The 19,259-nt window shown below is 53.1% G+C and carries 20 protein-coding genes; 9 read left to right on the top strand and 11 right to left on the bottom strand.

Going from position 1 to position 19,259, the window contains the following annotated elements:
• The first annotated feature begins 91 nt into the window (after positions 1–91).
• Together HH301_RS07035 and HH301_RS07030 are read left to right on the top strand one after the other, a co-directional pair.
• On the top strand, positions 92–967 hold the full coding sequence (locus HH301_RS07035; RefSeq protein ID WP_169567935.1) for an N-formylglutamate amidohydrolase: 876 nt from the start codon (positions 92–94) through the stop codon (positions 965–967).
• 43 nt (positions 968–1,010) lie between these two features.
• On the top strand, positions 1,011–1,697 hold the full coding sequence (locus HH301_RS07030) for a lysozyme family protein (RefSeq protein ID WP_169567933.1): 687 nt from the start codon (positions 1,011–1,013) through the stop codon (positions 1,695–1,697).
• Here the strand turns inward: HH301_RS07030 and HH301_RS07025 are convergent, their stop codons facing one another.
• Both HH301_RS07025 and HH301_RS07020 read right to left on the bottom strand, forming a co-directional pair.
• Positions 1,698–2,795, bottom strand: coding sequence for a bifunctional transcriptional activator/DNA repair enzyme AdaA (locus tag HH301_RS07025; RefSeq protein ID WP_169567931.1), 1,098 nt, complete (start codon positions 2,793–2,795; stop codon positions 1,698–1,700). It abuts the gene before it with no gap.
• A gap of 93 nt (positions 2,796–2,888) precedes the next feature.
• Positions 2,889–3,158, bottom strand: a complete 270-nt coding sequence (locus HH301_RS07020; RefSeq protein ID WP_169567928.1) for a hypothetical protein — start codon at positions 3,156–3,158, stop codon at positions 2,889–2,891.
• Between the two features lie 151 nt (positions 3,159–3,309).
• On the opposite strand from HH301_RS07020, the gene HH301_RS07015 reads away from it, so the two are divergent.
• Together HH301_RS07015 and HH301_RS07010 are read left to right on the top strand one after the other, a co-directional pair.
• A complete protein-coding gene (locus HH301_RS07015; RefSeq protein ID WP_169567926.1) occupies positions 3,310–3,453 on the top strand; it encodes a hypothetical protein in 144 nt (47 codons plus the stop codon).
• A 26-nt stretch (positions 3,454–3,479) separates the two neighbouring features.
• Positions 3,480–4,370, top strand: coding sequence for a hypothetical protein (locus HH301_RS07010; protein WP_169567925.1), 891 nt, complete (start codon positions 3,480–3,482; stop codon positions 4,368–4,370).
• Here the strand turns inward: HH301_RS07010 and HH301_RS07005 are convergent.
• From HH301_RS07005 to HH301_RS06990, 4 genes are read right to left on the bottom strand one after another with little or no spacing between them, the layout of a single operon-like run.
• The gene (locus tag HH301_RS07005; RefSeq protein ID WP_169567923.1) at positions 4,359–5,558 is read right to left on the bottom strand and encodes a tRNA nucleotidyltransferase/poly(A) polymerase-related protein; all 1,200 of its coding nucleotides are present in this window, start codon (positions 5,556–5,558) and stop codon (positions 4,359–4,361) included. The genes HH301_RS07010 and HH301_RS07005 overlap by 12 nt on opposite strands.
• 14 nt (positions 5,559–5,572) lie before the next feature.
• Complete coding sequence (locus HH301_RS07000) at positions 5,573–5,836, bottom strand: DUF6111 family protein (protein WP_169567921.1); 264 nt, start codon at positions 5,834–5,836, stop codon at positions 5,573–5,575.
• Between the two features lie 8 nt (positions 5,837–5,844).
• Positions 5,845–6,498 carry a CoA pyrophosphatase gene (locus HH301_RS06995; RefSeq protein WP_206378214.1) on the bottom strand — a complete coding sequence of 218 codons (654 nt, stop codon included), beginning with the start codon at positions 6,496–6,498 and terminating at the stop codon, positions 5,845–5,847.
• A complete protein-coding gene (locus HH301_RS06990; RefSeq protein WP_169567919.1) occupies positions 6,479–7,063 on the bottom strand; it encodes a DUF1285 domain-containing protein in 585 nt (194 codons plus the stop codon). The genes HH301_RS06995 and HH301_RS06990 overlap by 20 nt, the downstream gene beginning before the upstream one ends.
• 86 nt (positions 7,064–7,149) lie before the next feature.
• On the opposite strand from HH301_RS06990, the gene HH301_RS06985 reads away from it, so the two are divergent.
• Genes HH301_RS06985 through HH301_RS06970 form a run of 4 tightly spaced genes read left to right on the top strand, consistent with a single transcriptional unit; the run spans position 7,150 to position 13,901 of the window.
• Complete coding sequence (locus tag HH301_RS06985; RefSeq protein ID WP_169567917.1) at positions 7,150–8,148, top strand: AAA family ATPase; 999 nt, start codon at positions 7,150–7,152, stop codon at positions 8,146–8,148.
• Between the two features lies 1 nt (position 8,149).
• On the top strand, positions 8,150–9,046 hold the full coding sequence (locus tag HH301_RS06980; RefSeq protein WP_169567915.1) for a DUF58 domain-containing protein: 897 nt from the start codon (positions 8,150–8,152) through the stop codon (positions 9,044–9,046).
• Complete coding sequence (locus HH301_RS06975; RefSeq protein ID WP_169567913.1) at positions 9,046–11,817, top strand: DUF4159 domain-containing protein; 2,772 nt, start codon at positions 9,046–9,048, stop codon at positions 11,815–11,817. Before HH301_RS06980 ends, HH301_RS06975 begins: the two co-directional genes overlap by 1 nt.
• The gene (locus tag HH301_RS06970) at positions 11,814–13,901 is read left to right on the top strand and encodes a hypothetical protein (protein ID WP_169567911.1); all 2,088 of its coding nucleotides are present in this window, start codon (positions 11,814–11,816) and stop codon (positions 13,899–13,901) included. Before HH301_RS06975 ends, HH301_RS06970 begins: the two co-directional genes overlap by 4 nt.
• A 9-nt stretch (positions 13,902–13,910) precedes the next feature.
• On the opposite strand, the gene HH301_RS06965 is transcribed toward HH301_RS06970, so the two are convergent.
• A complete protein-coding gene (locus tag HH301_RS06965) occupies positions 13,911–14,429 on the bottom strand; it encodes a GNAT family N-acetyltransferase (RefSeq protein ID WP_169567909.1) in 519 nt (172 codons plus the stop codon).
• Positions 14,430–14,710: 281 nt separating this feature from the next.
• On the opposite strand from HH301_RS06965, the gene HH301_RS06960 reads away from it, so the two are divergent.
• On the top strand, positions 14,711–15,349 hold the full coding sequence (locus tag HH301_RS06960) for a flavin reductase family protein (protein ID WP_169567907.1): 639 nt from the start codon (positions 14,711–14,713) through the stop codon (positions 15,347–15,349).
• Here HH301_RS06960 and HH301_RS06955 read toward each other — a convergent pair.
• From HH301_RS06955 to HH301_RS06940, 4 genes are all read right to left on the bottom strand, one after another.
• On the bottom strand, positions 15,346–16,059 hold the full coding sequence (locus HH301_RS06955; RefSeq protein WP_169567905.1) for a DUF1194 domain-containing protein: 714 nt from the start codon (positions 16,057–16,059) through the stop codon (positions 15,346–15,348). The two genes, HH301_RS06960 and HH301_RS06955, sit on opposite strands and share 4 nt — an antisense overlap.
• Positions 16,060–16,164: 105 nt before the next feature.
• Positions 16,165–17,562 carry a TRAP transporter large permease gene (locus tag HH301_RS06950; RefSeq protein WP_169567903.1) on the bottom strand — a complete coding sequence of 466 codons (1,398 nt, stop codon included), beginning with the start codon at positions 17,560–17,562 and terminating at the stop codon, positions 16,165–16,167.
• A complete protein-coding gene (locus HH301_RS06945; protein WP_206378212.1) occupies positions 17,559–18,110 on the bottom strand; it encodes a TRAP transporter small permease in 552 nt (183 codons plus the stop codon). Before HH301_RS06945 ends, HH301_RS06950 begins: the two co-directional genes overlap by 4 nt.
• A 55-nt stretch (positions 18,111–18,165) precedes the next feature.
• Positions 18,166–19,149, bottom strand: a complete 984-nt coding sequence (locus HH301_RS06940) for a TRAP transporter substrate-binding protein (RefSeq protein WP_169567901.1) — start codon at positions 19,147–19,149, stop codon at positions 18,166–18,168.
• Between the last annotated feature and the right edge of the window lie 110 nt (positions 19,150–19,259).

Raw genomic sequence — 19,259 nt, 5'->3', positions numbered from 1 at the left:
ATAGACATCTGGAACGCAAAAGGCGTGAACCAAAATGGCGGTTTTTAGCGGTTCACATTTGCGTTAAAGGTTAGCTGAAGTGGAGTTACGGGTGAAAAGCCTAGAATCGCATCCTATCGAGATTACATACCCGGAAGATTGGCGCCTGCCCCTGATTTTTTCATCACCCCACAGTGGCGATCATTACCCAATAAGCTTTGTGGAGGCTTCCTGTCTCAGCCTGACCGACCTTCGCCAGTCGGAGGATTATGCCGTCCATCATTTGTTTGAGGCCTGCGTTCCCTTGGGCGCTCCGCTTCTCACGGCGCGCTTTCCCCGTGTCTTTTGCGACGCCAACCGTGAAGCGTGGGAGCTGGACCCGGACATGTTTGAAGATCCGCTGCCGCCCTTCGTCAACCGGCACTCCCCCCGGGTCAGTGCGGGTCTTGGGACCATTCCGCGCATCGTCTCGGCCGATGTGGCCATTTTCGATCGCAAGCTTTCCTTTGCTGAGGCAGAGCACCGCATTACGGCCTGCCATATGCCCTACCATGAGGCCTTGCAGCGCCTGATTGAAAAATGTCGCCGGCAATTTGGGTTTGCCTTGGTGATTGATTGCCATTCCATGCCTGGCAACTCGGGAAGGGAAATGGCTGAGCCACCGCTCAGTGACTTTATCCTTGGCAACCGTTTTGGCCGCACCTGCCCTCAGGAGATTACTGATCTTGTCGCGGCAACCTTGCAGGAAAAAGATCATTCAGTTGCGTTCAACTCACCTTATGCAGGCGGCTATATTACCCGCACATATGCTGATCTGGCGCGCAACATCTATACCCTGCAGATTGAGATCAACCGCGATCTTTATATGGATCCGAAAGCCCTTTCCCTCATCCCAGGTGCCCAAGATCTTCAGGAGGTGTTAGGCTTCCTGCTCAAACGACTTGGCGATTATTTCCAGAAAAGTGGTCAGAAATATAAAACGGCATAGGCTTTGCATCGTTTAGGGCAGAACCGGTATCAGGAGAACCTAAATGCCTAAACTGACGACGAACTTAATTCTCTTCTTTGTTCTGCTTGCGACCACGCCAGCGGCGGCTGGCACCTTTCCAGCGGGAGGGGCTAAGTATTTGGAAACATGCAGAAATGCCACCGAAGCCATGGAGAAAAAATTCAAGCTTCCCAAGCGGCTTTTAAATGCAATCTCACTTACCGAGACAGGCCGTTGGCACAAAGCAAGCCGGGAAATAATTGCCTGGCCCTGGACAGTTTATTCCGAAGGACGTGGGCGATATCTGCCCAACAAGGAAGCTGCCATTGCCGAGGTACAGAAACTGCGCGCCAAAGGCGTGAAGAATATCGACGTAGGCTGCATGCAGGTGAACCTTTACTGGCATCCAGAAGCCTTTGACAATCTGGAGGATGCTTTTGATCCCAAGATCAATGCCAATTATGCCGGGAGCCTCCTGAAAAAACTGCAAAGGGAACATCGTTCCTGGACAACAGCTGTCGCCTATTATCATTCCCAAACCCGGAAATATTACATCCCGTACCGCAAGAAAGTCATGAAGATTTGGCAGGAGCAAAAACGCAAAGATAGCGAAGCGCGTATGGCCAAGGCACGTGAGGCCTACAAAAAACGCCGCGAAATGATTGCCCGAAAAATGGCAGAACAAAAAGCCCTGCGCCTTGCCAAGAGAGAGGGAGAGGAAAACAGCTGATCAGGCAGATTTTGCTGGCTTTTCGGCCCGCTCTTTGACTTCTTCCAGCTCCCACTCGATCAGGGCTTCTTTACGCTCAAGCCCCCAACGATAGCCATGCAGCTTTCCGTCACTGCCCATCACCCGATGACAGGGCACAATTAACGAAACCGGATTGGTGGCGCAGGCACGCCCCACCGCACGGGAAGATTTGGCCCGGCCCATTTCAGTGGCCACCTGATGATAGGTTTTTGTCTCTCCCGGTGCGATTTTCAAAAGCTCATTCCACACCAGCCGCTGAAAGGCAGTTCCATAAATATCCAGCGGCACATCCAGTGTTACCTGGCCCTTTTCCTCCAGATACCGCGTGATCCGTTCTGCCCAGTGGCTAAGAACCCCAAGCTCCAGACCAATTTCTGCCTTCGGAAATTCTTCAGCCAATTCATCAATCAGCTGGTCATCATCATCTCCAAAATAGACAGCACAAACGCCTTGGCGCGTTCCCGCGACCAGCATACGCCCGAGGAAACAATCCACGATACTGTAAGCGATCTCCGCCCCGCGCCCACCTTTAGCGTAAGAGGCTGGTGACATTCCAAGACGAACGCTCGCCGCCTCATATAACCGACTGGATGATCCAAACCCCGCACCATAGGCCGCATCAGCAACCGTTCCCCCGGATTTCAGGTTTTCTTTCAGTCGCCGGTTTCGAAGTGCATCGAAATAATCAAGTGGGCTCACCCCAACCAGTTTCTTGAATGTCCGGGACAGATGATCCTCGCTATACCCAACCTTTGCTGCCAGCATCTTCAGGCTGGGCTTTTTCTCAGGTCCATCAGCCAGCCAGGTTTCCAGCAGGGAACAGATGTCCCGAACCATCCGGATTTTATCTGAGACGATGATGGAGCTGTCCGGCTGACATTTCCGGCACGCCCGAAAGCCCGCATGCCTTGCCGCCAGCGCACTGCCAAAATAAGTCATATTGGCGGGCTTTGCCTGACGGGAGGAGCAGGAGGGACGACAAAAAATACCGGTCGTCTTTACCCCATAAAAAAAGACACCGTCATATTCCGCATCCCGGTCCTTGACGGCTTCCAACATCACTGTTTCTGTCAGCATTTCAAAATCCCTTTCACCGAACCTTGTGTGAAGGGTTTAGCAAAGACACGCAACTGAAAATATCCGCTTTCCGTTGTTCAATTGAGGAACCAATCAGGTCTTGGTTTTCTCCAGTTCTGGCTCGTCTTTTTCATCATCCGGCTCAAGCTTGTTTTTTCGGCGGATAATGATATCCCCGTTTTCCAACATTTCCGGGGCCGAATATTGAGGGATTGCATCCACGAACATCTCCAGCGCTTCCATCAGTTTGCTGATCCCTTCCAGCGCCAGATCATCAGCCCCCTTTTCATCAGCAAGACTGCCCCCAACTGCAGCAAACATGAGACCAGCACCTGTAAAGCAGCCAATCAACAGTTTTCTCATCTTGATCTCCTGTGTCCGTAAATCACAGTTTGAACAATGGGACGTGAATGGGGCATTTTCAAGAATAGTCCGAAATTTTCGCCTCTCACCTTGCGCATCCATGCAAGCCAACTAAACTGGCGGTGGATGGATCATTGAAAAGGAAATTATAATGGGAAATCTTGTTGGTCTTGGGCAATTCTGGGGCGGTAATTTTGGCTTCTTCGGCGGGTTAGGCGTGTTTTTTATCGGTCTTGGCGTCCTCTGGTATCTCTCCCTATACAAAAAACAGTTGGAAAAAGCTGGTAAGATCTAAGGTAACTGAAGGACCTGCATCTGTTTATGTCAGATAAATTGCCCTCCGAACAGGCATTCAACCTGATCGCTGTCGTGGATTGGTCCGCTGCGGCCAGCCCGGGCCCCAAACGGGAAAGCCCGGACCGCTGTTGGATCGGCTGGTCGGATGTGGCGGGGAAAGAGGGCATTGAATATTTCCGCACCCGCCATGACTGTCGCAAGCGCCTTCAGGAGCTTGCAAGGCAATCCGGTGGGCGGGCGTTACTTGCCTTTGATTTTCCGTTTGGCTATCCGGCGGGCTCCTCCCTTGGAGGTGGCCGGGCCGCCGCAACAGCAATTCATGAGCATCTTATTTCAGAGCCTGATGATGCCAATAACCGATTTGTCGCGGCATCAATCCTCAATCAACGCCTGTCGCCTCACCCGGGCCCATTTTGGGGGCATCCTGTGGGACAAACTCACAGCCACCTCAGCCGAACCAAACCCCCATTTCACCATCGGGGTTTTTCCGAATGGCGGATCTGTGAGGCCCTGTTAAAGAAACAAGGCTTTGGGATCATGAATGTCTGGCAATTGCTGGGCCAAGGGTCTGTCGGTAGTCAGACCCTGACGGGACTATATGAGCTTCTGAACCTGGCACTGCAGCTGGAAGAGGATCATTCCGTATCCTTCTGGCCTTTTGAAACCAATTGGGATCAAAAGCTCGATGGCATCATCTTGGGAGAAGTCTGGCCAAGCCTGTCTGATCATCAATCCGTTGATCACCCTATTAAGGATGCTCGCCAGGTCACTGCTTGTCGGAACGATCTCATGACACGAAACCGCAAAGGTCACCTCCAGGAAGCCCTTGCTGCCCCTGATCTTCCTTCTGACGAGCTTGCAGCAGTTACGAGCGAAGAAGGCTGGATAATCGGCATGAACCACCTAATAGCGTGACAGAAGATCGCTTTTGCTGGGCTGAAACTTCTCATCGATCCAGAATTGCTCCAGCTCTTTCAGCTTTATGCCAATCTCTGGCCCCGCGGCAAGGCCGGTCTCCAACAAATCCTGACCGCTGACCGGAAACTCCGGCATTTGCCATTTCATCCCCTCTTCCTGCTGGAGCTTCCAGTGAGGGTTATCCGGATCATCCGCAATCAGCAAACTAACCTGATCATAATATGTATCCCGCCCCAACCGATAGATCTGCTCCTCAAAGGGACGGCTATCCGTTGCCAAATCCCGATAGGTCCATAAAGCCTCCAATCGCTTCATTTGCCGGTTAGACAGGCGCAAACCATGGCGCATGAAGGATGGATCCGGCAATTCCCCTGCAATCAGGGCTGCCAGCCTCAGGATTGGGTCCGGTCGTCTCAGTTGGGTGCGCATCAACCCCTGAAACCGGATCCAGTTGGCCGGGCTCTTAAAAACCTGTGCCCAGACCTCAGTCTCGATCATTTTTTCAACGGCAAAGGATGGATCATCTGTCGCCAGTAAAGTCAGGATCTCCTTGGCAATCCGCTCAGCGGACAGCTGCCGAATTCCGCTTCGCTCTGTCCGGCAGGCCTCCATGGATCGCTGATCAAAGATGGTTCCCGAAAACCGGCCCAAAAAGCGGAAATAGCGAAGGATCCTTAAATAATCCTCCTTGATCCGCTCAACCGGATCACCAATGAAGCGGACAAGGCCTCGCTCCAAATCTGCAAGTCCTCCAAAATAATCATGAAGGGTTCCATCCCCCTCCATATAAAGCGCATTAAACGTAAAATCCCGACGGGCTGCGTCTTCCTGCCAATCATCGGTAAAACGAACTTCTGCGTGTCGGCCATATGTTTCCACATCTTCGCGCAATGTGGTGACTTCAAAGCGCCGCTCACCCAGCATAGCGGTCACCGTTCCATGCTTCAGGCCCGTTGGCAGCACGCGGATCCCTTCCTCTTTCAAGGCATACATCACTTCGTCCGGGGGCAGACTTGTACAGATATCCAGATCTTCACTCACTATTCCAAGAAGCGCGTCTCGCACGCAGCCACCAACAAATCGCCCTTCTCCACCTGCGCCTTCAAGACAGGCTAAAAGCTCCTGACTTTCTGGATAAAGTAGCCATTCAGGCGGTTCTGTCTTCAGATCTTTGAGTGTAAACACCGCCCCCTCCCCGGCTAATCCGGTTCGCGCGGCAGGATCTGGCCTTCGATCAGCTTTCCATCTTCATAGCGGGGTGGAATGTAAACACCATCCTTGGGGTTGTCCTGAACGGCCCAGAGAACGATAAAGCTGCCGCCCATCAGGACAAGGCCGATGATCGCCGTAATGGCAACAGATCTGCCTTTAACAGTTCCCTCGCCCCCGGCCCGCTTCACCATCAGCAGGTAAATCCCGTAAATCACGAACGGGATCAGGAACAGCATCAAATGGAATAACATCCCCCTAATCACAGCTTTTTCACCCTTTCTGACAGATCTTTCAGCATTCCTGCGGTTGCACCCCAGATGTAATAATCATTATACGGCATGGCATACCAAAACCGTTCAACCCCGTTATGAAATCCGGAATGCTTGCGGTGGTTCGCTTCATCAAGCAAAAATCGAAGCGGTACCTCAAAAATTTCTGCAACCTCGCTTTCCTCCGGCGTCAAATCAAAGGAGGGCTCGACCAGTCCAACCACAGGAATAACCGTGTAGCGGGTCACTGTTATGTATGTGGAAAGGCTACCCACCACTTCCACAAGGGATGGGTCCAGCCCAATCTCTTCCTGGCTTTCCCTGAGGGCAGTGGATACGGGACTATCATCATGTGCTTCTGCCCGGCCACCCGGAAAACTGATCTGGCCCGCATGTTTCTTCATATGGGTGGCACGTCTTGTTAGGATGACAGAGGGTTCAGCCTCCCGCACCACAATGGGAACAAGCACGGCCGCAGGTTTGAAATCATGAACCTGGCCAGGAAAGCTCGCCGGATTAAGGTCATGATCCCCCCGCAAGCCTTCTGCATCGGCCATCCGCATAATATCCTGCTCTGGCACCGGATCCAGTAACGACTGGAAACTCTGCCTCAGGATATTTTTGTCACTCGCCAAATAGTTCATCTACTGTCCCGAACTCGTAAAACTTTCCGCTACTCCAGACCCCAAATCGTTTCACACCATTAATCTCTTCTTCTGTCGATAGCTCCACCAGATCATAAAAGACGGATCTGACAATCAGGGCTTCCAGATTAGATCTGACCAAAACATAGGGAGAGGGCTCTCCCGTTTCTTTTTCAAAGGCCATGCGAATGGGGTAGTCTTCATCTACAATAACATATTCATCCACATGTGTCCTGAAACTTAGGACCTGATCACGCCCTTCCCCCTCGTGAAACATTTCCACGGCAACAAAAGGGGCATCGTCCACCGTGATGCCGATTTTTTCAACCGGGGTCACCAGATAGTATCGTCCGTCCTCGTCATAGCGAAGAACACTGGAAAAGAGTTTCACAAGTGGTTTTCGACCAATGGGGGAGTTCATGTAATACCATGTCCCGTCCCGTGCAATGCGGATATCCAAATCTCCACAATAGTCGGGATTCCACAAATGCACAGGCGGATGCTTCTTATCCTTTATCTGTTTAGCAATTTCACTCAGTGCGTCTGTCGTCACAGGACTTGTCATATTTTAGCCTTATCCTAGCTTATTCTGTATGATGTATTAATATGTACTCATGGCGCGGTGAATTTCAAAAGGAACTTGGGGATCTGATGGAAAAACTCGACGGCACGGCTGAAGAAACCCTTGAGGAAATCGGGGTTCTATCAAGCAAACTGGGGGATCTGAAAACCGAAATCGGCCATCAGATTTTTGGACAGACCGAGGTAATTGAGCAGACGCTGATAACCCTTCTTGCGGGCGGTCACGCACTTTTGATCGGTGTTCCGGGACTTGCCAAGACCCGTTTGGCGGAAACTCTCGGCAAAGTCTTCGGCCTCAGTGAAAAGCGGATCCAATTCACGCCGGACTTGATGCCCGCAGATATTCTCGGATCAGAAATCCTGGAAAAAGATGAAACCGGCCGTCAACAATTCCAGTTTGTTCCGGGCCCTGTGTTCAGTCAGCTTTTGATGGCGGATGAGATCAACAGGGCAAGCCCAAGAACCCAGTCAGCCCTTCTGCAAGCCATGCAGGAGAAAAAAGTGACAGTCGCCGGTGTGTCTTATGACCTGCCAGAGCCTTTTCATGTGCTGGCGACCCAGAACCCGATTGAACAGGAAGGCACCTATCCCCTGCCAGAGGCTCAGCTTGACCGCTTCCTGATGCAGATCAATGTGGAATATCCGGACGCGGAAACCGAACGCCGTATTCTGGTAGAGACAACCGACAACCGCTCTGTTGAGGTGAAGTCGGTCTTTTCTGCAGAAGATTTGATGAAGGCTCAGCTGTTAGCGCGGGATATTCCGGTCACTGACCAAATCATCGAAACAATCCTGGAGCTTGTGCGCAATGCCCGCCCGGAAAGTACCAATAACGAACTGGTCCGCCAGTATGTCACTTGGGGACCTGGGCCGCGGGCCAGTCAGGCATTGATCTTAGCGGCACGGGCGAAGTCGCTTCTGGATGGTCGCTTCAGTCCATCAGTCGATGACATTCTTGAATTGGCACCCCCCGTGCTCAAGCACCGCATGGCCGTTTCCTACGCTGCCAAGGCAGAAGGGATTGATGTGGGTGCAGTGATTTCCTCCCTGCTGGAGGCGTACCGATAGAATGGGGTTTAGGGAGCAGTTTTCACCAGCCAACTTGAAACTGCGGGGCGAGGCCGAAAAACAGGCGGCCGCCCTTTCCTCTCTCCTATTGCAGGCCCACCAGATCATTGATCATGTGGATATGGGCCAGCATGGCCGTCGCAAAACCGGCAAGGGGGAGGATTTCTGGCAGTTCCGCCCCTATACACAAGGCGACAGCAGCACGGAAGTGGACTGGCGCCAAACCGCCAAGCGCGGCGATCTGTACATCCGCCAAAAAGAGCTGGAAACGAGCGAGAGCGTCTGGTTCTGGCTCGACAGTGCCGTGACCATGCCATACCGATCGCACCTTGCCGACCTTTCCAAACAGGACTATGGCCGACTTCTTATTCTGGCCCTTGGCCTCCTTCTGAACCGGGGGGAGGAGAAATATAACCTCCTTGGAAAAACCAACAAGGCAGGGCACGGGACCGGCCATTTCGAAACTTTCGCCGCCGATCTTTTCACTCAAGCTAGCCCGCCTTTGAAAAAAGCCCTTTTGGCCAGCAAAACACCCAAGCAATCGCAGTTTGTTCTGATCAGTGATTTCCTCACCCCAACTGAAGAATTGCTGGACGCGCTGAAAATAGCCATCAGTTCAGGCGGACGGGGTCTGCTGCTCCAGGTTGTTGACCCGGCTGAGGAAAAACTTCCTTTCACAGGGCGCACGAACTTTCTGGATATGGCAGGTAATCCAGTCATCACTTTTGGCAAGGTGGAGAGCATTCGCGAGGATTATGAAGCCCGCTTTGCTGCTCACTGCCAAAGCTTGCAGGACTTGGCCCGGCAGGTCGGCTGGCGGCACCTGAAATGCAGGACTGATGACCGCCCATCGGAAACCCTGGCCCGGCTTTATGGATATCTGAGGGAGGGGATCTGATGTTTACTGCCCTCACATCTCTCTCTTTTGCGACCCCATGGGTTCTTGCTTTACTGTCACTGCTGCCCGTTTTTTACTGGCTCATTCGCATCACTCCGCCGCGGCCGAAATCTGTCACATTCTCGGCCGTCTCTTTCCTGCTGCAGCTTCCTAATCGGGAAGACAGCACCGTTAGCATCCCCTGGTGGCTTCTTCTGCTTCGTCTGCTGATCGCAACATTGATCATTCTCGCCCTCTCCGGGCCCCGACTGAATGCACCAGATGAGGTCTCTGGCGATGGTCCGGTCGTTGTTTTGGTGGAAAATGACTGGGCGGCCGCCCCTCATTGGGAGGATATAGAAGCGCGCCTCACCAGCTTGCTTGAAAACCTCAAAGGGGAAAGCCGTCTTGTCTATCTGGTGCCGATGGCCAGTATTCGTGTGAACGAGAATGAAGGCCTGCGTCCCCTCACACCCGATCAGGCGTTGGAGCAGGTTGCCTCCCTGCAGCCGGTATCCTGGCATCCCTCTGCAGATCATCTAAAATCAATCGTTGATCAACTATCTGAGCTGACCGCACCGCGGATCTACTGGATCAGCGACGGCGCAATTGCTGGTGAGGATACTGATCCATATGAGGCTGAACTCACCCGACTTTCTGATCTTTTTGCGATCACACTCTATACCCCGGCTGACCGCGACGCACCGGTGATTGTTGGCAAACCGACATATGAAGATGGCAAGCTCAATATTCCGCTGACCCATGCCACAGACGGTCTCGCGCCAGAGGGAAATATCCTCATAAAATCGGCCAATGGCAGTATCCTGACCGTTCTGCCCTACCTCTTTGAGGAGGGATCCAAGACAACACTGACAGCGCGCCTTCCCATCAGCCTTTATAACGAAATTGACCGGATTGAGGTTCAAAGCGGGCAGTCCGCCGCCTCTCTCTACCTGATCGATAGTCGTAGCAAACGCAAAACGGCGGGAATTGTCATTAGTGACGATAGCAACCCGGCGCAAGCACTCCTCAGTGAAGTTCACTATCTGGAAAAAGCACTTCAGCCTCATTATTCCCTGCTCAAAGGGAATGTCGAAAAACTGGTGCAAGAACAGGTTTCCGTTATTTTCCTTGGCGATGGTGGCATCAGTGTTGATCAGGATGAAACAGCCCTCGCCGACTGGGTGAGAGACGGGGGAACATTGGTTCGCTTTGCAGGCCCCCGCCTTGCCAACTCCAAAAGTGAACTCACGCCGGTTCGCCTGCGCGAAGGATCCCGGAACCTGGATGGCAGTATTTCCTGGACCCGGCCCCAGCCCCTTGGTGCTTTCGGTGAAAACAGCCCGTTCGCAAATCTGACCATTCCAGAAGATGTGACCGTCAAAAAGCAGATCCTCGCCCTGCCCACCGTTGATTTGAGTGAGAAAACCTGGGCCTCCCTAGCGGATGGAACACCACTGGTTACCGCCGATGTCTGGGAAGATGGCAATATCATCCTCTTTCACACCTCAGCGACCCCCAGCTGGTCGAACCTGGTGCTTTCCGGTCTTTTCGTGGATATGCTGAAAGAAATCGGCAGTTTAAGCCGAAACAGCCGTCAGGACATTCAGGGTGGAACTCCCCTGCCACCTTATCGGCTTCTCGATGGTTTTGGGCGCTACACCGATTTCAAACTGGATGCTGAGCCACTTGATCTGGGGGCAGAGACGCCCCTGGTTGTCAGCAGAACCCATCCCGCAGGCTTTTACGGCACCGAACAGCAGAAAGTTGCCCTTAATATCGGCGACGGTACAACCGCATATAAATCTTTAAGCCCGCTTCGCTTCACAACACAATTCTATCCGCTGCAATTGGCGGCGGAAATGGACATGGTTCCCATTCTGCTCACCCTGCTGGTAATGTTGATCCTAATCGATCTTCTGCTCGCCATTTACTTGCAAGGCAAGATGCCCGGACTGCCTGGACGGCGTGCCGACAATACCATCAGCACTCTGTTGATCGCGGTTGTCATGGGTTTTGCTTTGCTATCAGCCAAACCTGCGACTGCGCAGTCTGAAAACCTGGAAAAAGAGATGCTGGCGGCCCTCGATACCCGCCTTGCCTATATCCTGACCGGTGATCTGGAGGTAGACCGCTTCAGTGCCGCTGGCCTTGCTGGCCTCAGCCTCACCCTTACCCGGCGAACATCGGTGGAGACCGAAGCGCCGCTCGCCATCAATATTGAGCGGGATGAGCTGTTATTCTATCCTTTCGTCTATTGGCCCGTAACTCCCGACTTTCCTGAACTGAGCACCAATGCCATCCGGCGGATCAATCAGTATCTGAAAGAGGGAGGAACCATTCTTTTTGATACCCGAAACCAGCATCTGGCGGCGCGCTATGGCGGTGTTCTCTCCAACAGTCCGGAAAATCTCCGCCTGCAGAAAATCGTCGCCCGCCTGCAAATCCCGCAGTTGGTCACCGTACCGGTAGATCATGTGCTGACCCGATCTTTTTACCTGATGCAAAGCTTTCCCGGCCGCTACGAGACCGGCAATGTCTGGATTTCCTCAACCGAAGAGGGAGACGCCAATGATGGCGTATCGCCTATCCTCATCGGCAGCAATGACTGGGCTGCCGCCTGGGCGCTTGATGAAAACGGACGTCCCATGGCGTCTGTCATCCCAGGAGGAGAACGACAGCGCGAGCTGGCCTGGCGGTTTGGTATTAACCTTGCCATGTATACCCTGACCGGCAGCTACAAGGCGGATCAGGTTCATATCCCAGCCATCCTCAACAGGTTGAGCCAATGACCGAGAGTGCACATTTCACCAATCTGGCGTTCGATCCGCTCCTCTCAGTTGAGTGGCTGGCGGTGCTGGCTGGTATTTCGCTACTGGTCCTGATCTTTGGTCTGTGGCGGCGCTCACGGGGGATCTCTATCCGCTTCCTCCTGCTTGCCCTTGTTTTTGCACTCCTCGCCAATCCATATTTGGTGACAGAAAGCCGCGATTATCTCAATGACACGGTTCTTGTGATCACGGACCAGTCGGGCAGTCAGAAAATCGGCGACCGACAAAGCCAGACAGCCGCCGCTCGCCTCGCCGTTGAAGAAAGGCTGCGGAATTTCGAAAACCTTGATGTCGAATTTCTGGAAATTACCAATAACCCCTCAGGCCTTGACCGTCAGTCTGAAGGAACGGCGCTCTTCAAAGCCCGGGATGACTACTTAAAAAGCTTTCCCGCCAATGGGGTCGCCGCCACGATCCTCATTACGGATGGGCAGGTTCATGATGCCCCCGCCGCCGAAGAGGCAAGTCCAGATGCAGGACCCGTTCATGTGCTTTTAAGCGGTGAGCGCGACGAGATTGACCGCATCCTCTTTGTTGAGACCGCGCCAAGTTTTGGGATTGTCGGCAAGTCCGTCACCCTTGGTTATAAAGTGGTTGATCACCGCCCGGACAATGTCGCTAGCACTGTTGTGGTCACCGTCAAGCTGGATGGTCAAGTGATCCGCCGCATTGCCAGTCGCACAGGGCGCAGCGAAACATTTGACCTGGAAATTCCCCATGGCGGCGCCAATCACATCACGCTGGAGGTAGACCCGCTGGATGGGGAACTCAGCGAGAAAAACAATCTTGCCGTTGTCACCGTAAACGGCGTTCGGGATCGCCTGAAAGTGCTTCTCGTCTCCGGTGAGCCGCATATGGGGGAACGGAGCTGGCGCAATATCCTGAAATCCGACCCGTCGGTTGAGCTGGTGCATTTCACTATTTTGCGCCCGCCGGAAAAACAGGACGGCACCCCCTTGAAAGAACTCTCCCTGATCCCCTTCCCGATTGTGGAATTGTTCGAGAAAAAACTGGAAGAATTTGACCTGATTGTCTTTGATCGCTACCGGCGAAGAGGCGTTCTGGCCTCCCGCTTCCTCAATAACATTGTCAATTATGTTGAGGGCGGCGGCGCCCTTCTGGAAGCGGCAGGTCCTTCTTTCGCGACCCCGCTCAGCCTCTATCGCACGCCACTTTCTGTGGTTCTGCCGGGTGTTCCAACCGGGTCCGTTTTGGAAGAGCCTTATCTGCCAGAAGTCAGTAAAACAGGCCACCGTCATCCCGTCACCGCATCTCTTGAGGATCGCTATCAGGCCCGCAATTGGGGTCGCTGGTTCCGTTTGATCGATAGTGAGGTCACGGGCGGCGATGTGCTGATGACTGGCCCAACTGATCGCCCCTTACTCATTCTCCACCGGCAGGGAGAGGGCCGCGTCGCCCAGCTGATGTCAGATCATGCCTGGCTGTGGGGTCGGGGTTTTGATGGCGGCGGACCGCAATCTGAACTCTTTCGCCGGATCGCGCACTGGCTGATGAAAGAGCCCGAACTGGAAGAGGAAAACCTGACCGCAAGGCCTGTTGGGGAAAATCTGCAGATCACCCGTCAGACCCTGGATCTGGACGACACTGAGGTTGAAGTTACCCATCCAGATGGCACCAAGATCACTGTCAATCTGGAAGAAACAGGGAAAGGACAGTTTCAGGCCGTCACGCCCCTCGCTGGACGCGGGCTCTATGAGCTGAAAACAACGGGCGTGAATAACATGGTCGCGGTAGGCTCCCTCAACCCACTGGAGGAGAGGGACATTCGCGCGACCGAAAATCGCCTTCGTCCTGCCACCACGGCAACAGATGGCGGTATTCACTGGATCTCCGATGGGGCCATGCCGGACCTTCGCCGAACCGATCCTGCCAGCAGCCAGTCCAGCGACTATTGGTGGGGACTTCGTGCCAATAACCGGTTCGACGTCACCGGCTATTCCCGGACGACACTTCTGCCGCCCTATCTTGGGGTTCTTCTACTGCTCAGTATTCTCGCAGCTCTTTGGTGGCGGGAAGGCCGCTAACTCAGCGGCTTAACGGCAGGCAGATTTTTTCTTCGCAGCAGGGACACCTTCAACCATGCCGCTCACACCTTCCAGCGCCCCATCTGCAAGTTCGCAAACCAGGAAGCGATGGGACTCAACCGGTCCCGGCATCTGAAACCCCTGATCAAAAGCAGACACAAATCCGAACTTGCCATAATAGCCCGGATCACCAACCAGAATGACCAGCTTATGCCCCCGTTCCTTGGCAATTTTCAGGGTGTCCCGAATGAGGCCAACACCAATGCCCTGCCCCTGAAGATCCGGCTGCACAGCTATTGGACCAAGCAACAAAGCCGGGGTCTTTCCGCCGATGGTCAGCGGCCAATAACTAATCGTCGCCAGAAGTTTACCTTCCTTTCGCGCCACCAGACACAGCTCTGGGATCGCTTCGGAATTTTCCCGAAGCTTATAGGCAGTCTTGCGGTGCCGATCCGGCCCGAAGGAGAGATCAAGGAGGGTTTCAATCGCAGCCGCATCCTGCGGCTTTTCCCGGGTAATTTCATACATGACGACGTCCTAACCTGACAGGGACAGCCTAACACCATCCGGCCAGCAATACTTCAATTTTTAAGGAATAAAAAACAGGCAGCCCTTCGGGCCGAGTGCGCGTTACGCACTCCCTATCGTCGTCGTCGGATGATGGTCATTACCTTGTTCATAAATTCCAATTAGCATAACCCTACTGGCAAATAAAGCTTTTTAAAAAGACGCTTGCGCAATTCCGTCCGGAAACGATACTTTTAGGGTCAATGGGGCGATAGAGATAACAGACAAACAAAGAGGCCTGCATGTTTTATAAAACATCTGATCATCATGGAATGAAGCATAATCCGTTTAAGGCGTTGGTCTCTCCACGGCCAATCGGCTGGATCAGCACCCAATCCACAGATGGGGAATTGAACCTGGCGCCTTTCAGCTTCTTTAATGCCATGGCTGAAAGCCCACCTGTCCTCGCCATGGCTTTCACGGGCAATCATATTGAGGGCGGCGCAAAGGACTCTCTTTCCAATATTCGGGAAACTGGCGAGTTTGTCGTCAATATGGTCACCTATGAGCTTCGGGATGCCATGAATGCCAGCTCAGAAATGGTGGGACGTGCGGTCAACGAATTTGAGCTTGCCGGGCTCACCCCTGTGCCAAGCGAAATTGTTAAACCGCCGCGGGTCAAGGAAAGCCCGGTTAATATGGAATGCAAGCTTCTGCAGGTCATTGATCTGCCCACCAGCAACCCGGAAGTTCCCAACATCATGGTTTTGGGGCAAGCACACGCAATTCATATCAGTGACGATATCATCACTGATGGGATGGTGGATATGAGCAAATATCATCCACTGGCACGGCTCGGATATCGGGATTATACCGCTGTCATGGATGTCTTTAGTCTCGACCGGCCAGATCAGGCCCGCCAAGACAGGACCCACCGCTAACTGCCATAGAAAACGCCGCGGATTTCCCGGGCCAGCTTTTGCCGGATGGCCTGGGCAAAATTGGTAAAATCGGCGGCGATTTCCACGAAGGCACCATATCCGCCGATCACATGGGCTTCGTAATATCTGTTCAGGGTCGGCTCCTCATTCAGGATGGGAAGCCCGTTTATTGTAATCCCTGAGGCGACAATCTGGTCACGGATCTTGTCAGGCTCCGCCCCCAGCGTCACCCGACCATCACCGGAAACATCTATCACCTGACGGGTTCCGCGATGACCATCCCGTGCCAATAAATCAACAGCAAAACGAAGGGCGGGCGTTATGGCTGTTCCCCCAAAATCAAATGCGCGCGGCACATATTCAAGCCGATCAGCAAAGGCTTCTGCCTCTGCATCCGATCCGATTTCCGTCCAGTTCACACTCAAGGCCTGCTGATCTGATCCGGCCCATTGCATCATGGCAACCCGGATACGCCCGACCGCTCCAGATCGGATCGCGTCCTTCACCTCAGCACTTCGAAAGGCAGCCACATAGCCTCTCATCTGAAGGTCATATTCCTCGTAATTGACACTGGAAGAGACATCAACGGCGAGCACAAGCTGCAGGTCCACCAATTCATTTGCCCTGGCAGACGTCAGACATACACAAATCCCGGCCAGCAGCATTGCTACGACCTTTTGTATCTGAAATGAAGCTCCCGTCACTGTCATGCCTCTATTCTATCTCGGATCATGTCGGAATTTTGTCCACGTGCTCTTCAACCCATAAAAAAGGCGCCTGATCAGCGGCGCCTTTTTCATCTTTCAAGTTCCGGGCTAATACCCCCGCCAACTGTCGATCAGCTCTGGCAGGAATAGGGATATCTCCGGGATATAGGTAATCAGGATCAGGAAGAAGAGCAGCAAGCCAAGCCATGGCAACGCCGCCCGAACCACCCAAAGAATGTCCCGTCCCGTAATCCCTGCGGTCACAAACAGGTTCAACCCCACCGGCGGCGTGATCATACCGATCTCCATATTGACCACCATGATGATCCCCAGATGAATAGGATCGATGCCATACTCCATGGCAATCGGGAACAGGATCGGGGCCATGATCAGCAGGATCGCTGATGGCTCCATGAAGTTCCCGGCAGCTAGCAGCAGCAAATTCATGACAATCAGGAAGCCCCACGCAGGAAGCCCCATCCCCGTAATCGTCTCCGTTATGATATGAGGGATACGCTCGGTGGTCAGCACATGGGCAAACAGCATGGCATTGGCAATAATAAAGAGCAGCACGAAGCTGATCTTGGCACCGTCCAGAACCGTTTTCCGGACATCCGCAGAAAAGCCTGCTGTTGCAATGGCGTAAACGCTCTGCCAAAGGTTACGGGTGATCGCTGCCCCCAGCGCCTCACCGTCTTTACGCCAGGGAACACCTTTCAGAGGACCCATATCCCGATAGCCGACAACAGCAATCAGAAAGGCATAAACGGTGGAAACCGCAGCGGCTTCGGTTGGGCTGGCAACACCGCCATAAATCGCCCCCAGAATAATCACGATCAGGATAATCCCGCCAGACGCACTAAAGCCGGAGGCCAGGAACTCTCGAAGTGACGCCCGCTCCTGCGCAGGCAGCCCCTTGATCCGGGCGTAAATATAAATGGCGATCATCAACAGAAGACCCATCATGATCCCGGGAATAAAACCCGCCATGAACATGCGGGCGGCTGACACTTCCGTTGCCGATGCGTAGACCAGCATCACGATGGACGGTGGGATCAGGATCCCCAGCGTTCCCGCATTGGAAATAACGCCCGCAGCAAACTTCTCGGGATAGCCGGTTTTCACCATGCCAACAATCACAATTGAGCCGATGGCAGCAACAGTCGCCGGGGAAGAGCCGGACACCGCCGCAAACAGCATACAAGCCATCACCGAGGCCATGGCAAGACCGCCCCGAATATGCCCGACGCAGGCCACCGCAAAGCGGATCAAGCGTTTCGCAACACCGCCGGTTGACAGGAATGCACTGGAGAGCACAAAAAACGGAATGGCGAGCAGCGTATAATGCTCCGTGAGGTTATCAATGAACTTGAGCCCCATGGAGGCGATACTGTCACCGGAGAGAAAATAGATGGTCACTACACTGGAAAAGCCAAGTGCGATCGCAATGGGCATGCCCATCAGCATACAGGCGAACAGAATGATGAAAAGGATCGTTGCAGTCATCGGCCATCCCCTCCCGCATCAGCGCCCGGTTTTTCGGCCAAGTCCTCCAGCGCGTCCTTCGCTTCATCAGCAAGATGAAAGCCATACTCTTCTTTTCGGATCATTTTCCAAAGAAGCTGCAGAAACCGGAAGAATAACAGGCCAAAGCCAATCACCAGGATTGAATGCGCCATCCATTTCTTGATGGTCATATCCTGCATCTCCAGGCCGATTTTCTGCATCTTGCCCAGATACTCCCAGGATCCCACAAACAGCAGGCCGCAATAGAATAGGCACAGAAGCACCGCCACGATGGAAATCCAGCGACGCGTTTCAGGCTGAAAGATTTTAACAAAGGCATCCACGCCGATATGGGCACCGACCCGGACACCATATGAGGCCCCGAGAAGCACAAACCAGCCTGAAATAAGCAAGGTCAATTCCTGCATCCACAGAAAGCCTGAATTGAACCCGAAGCGCATCACAACCTCAACAAAAACCAGCAAGGTCATGATAACGAGAAGGAGGGAAATTATTCCCTCCTCCAGTTTTCCGACAAATTGACGCAAGTTCTCTCCCCCTTGTCGTGCAAAGTCGTTATCCGTCTAGGACGGTAAGAGCCTCTTAGTTGTTAGAGGCGACTGCAGCGTCGATCAGGTCCTGACCGATTTCACCAGCGAATTTATCCCAAACCGGCTTCATGGCTTTCACCCACATCGCCCGTTCTGCATCGCTCAGCTCCAGAATTGTGGAACGGCCTGAATCTGCAATCCGCTTGCGATCTCCGGTTACTTTCTGTTCTGCAATCATGTTGCCATGGGCAATCGCTTCCTTCATGGATTTCTCCAGAACCGGGCGAACATCATCTGGCAAGTCATTCCAGAATTCAGCTGAAGTCACCACAAGATAGTCAATCAGACCGTGGTTGGAGGCTGTGATATGCTCCTGCACTTCAAAGAATTTTTTGGAATAGATGTTGGACCAGGTGTTTTCCTGACCATCAATGGCTTTCGTCTGCAAGAGCAGGAACACTTCTGAGAATGGTTTTTTCAGCGGTGTCGCTCCCACAGCTTCAAACTGGGCGGCCAGCACGTCAGAAGACTGGATCCGGAATTTCAGACCATCCGCATCGGAAGGCTTGCGCAGCTCCTTGCTGGCAGAAAGCTGCTTCAGACCGTTATGCAGATAACCCAGACCTAACAGACCTTTGCTGGACATGGAGCTGAGAAGCTTCTGCCCTTCTGGTCCGCTTTGGAATTTTTCAACGGCTGTCATGTCCTTGAACAGGAATGGCAAATCGAAAACCTGCAGTTTTTTGGTATATTTGTTGAACTTGGACAGGGATGGTGCCGCAAGTTGCACGTCACCCAATAGCATGGCTTCCAGAACGTTATTGTCATTGAAAAGCTGGGAGTTCGGATAAACCTCCACTTCCACTTTTCCAGGAAGACGGCTTTCTGCCAGTTCCTTGAATTTCAGGGCCATCTGGCCTTTGGGGGTATTTTCCGCCACCACATGGGCAAACTTGATCTTGATGGCATCTGCCTGGGCTGTCGCCATTCCCAGCATTAGGGCAAGGGCAGTTGTTGCAGCTGTCAATACACGCATTCACTTTTCTCCTCTGTTTTTCTGGATTTGGGCCGTTTGTCCATGGCCTTCTTGATTATTCGGGTATCACTTTTTGCATACCTCTTGGCTCTCAATCTACTTCACATTTT

Source organism: Sneathiella limimaris (assembly GCF_012932565.1).
GTDB lineage: Bacteria > Pseudomonadota > Alphaproteobacteria > Sneathiellales > Sneathiellaceae > Sneathiella > Sneathiella limimaris.
This window is presented reverse-complemented; position numbering and strand designations above follow the sequence as displayed.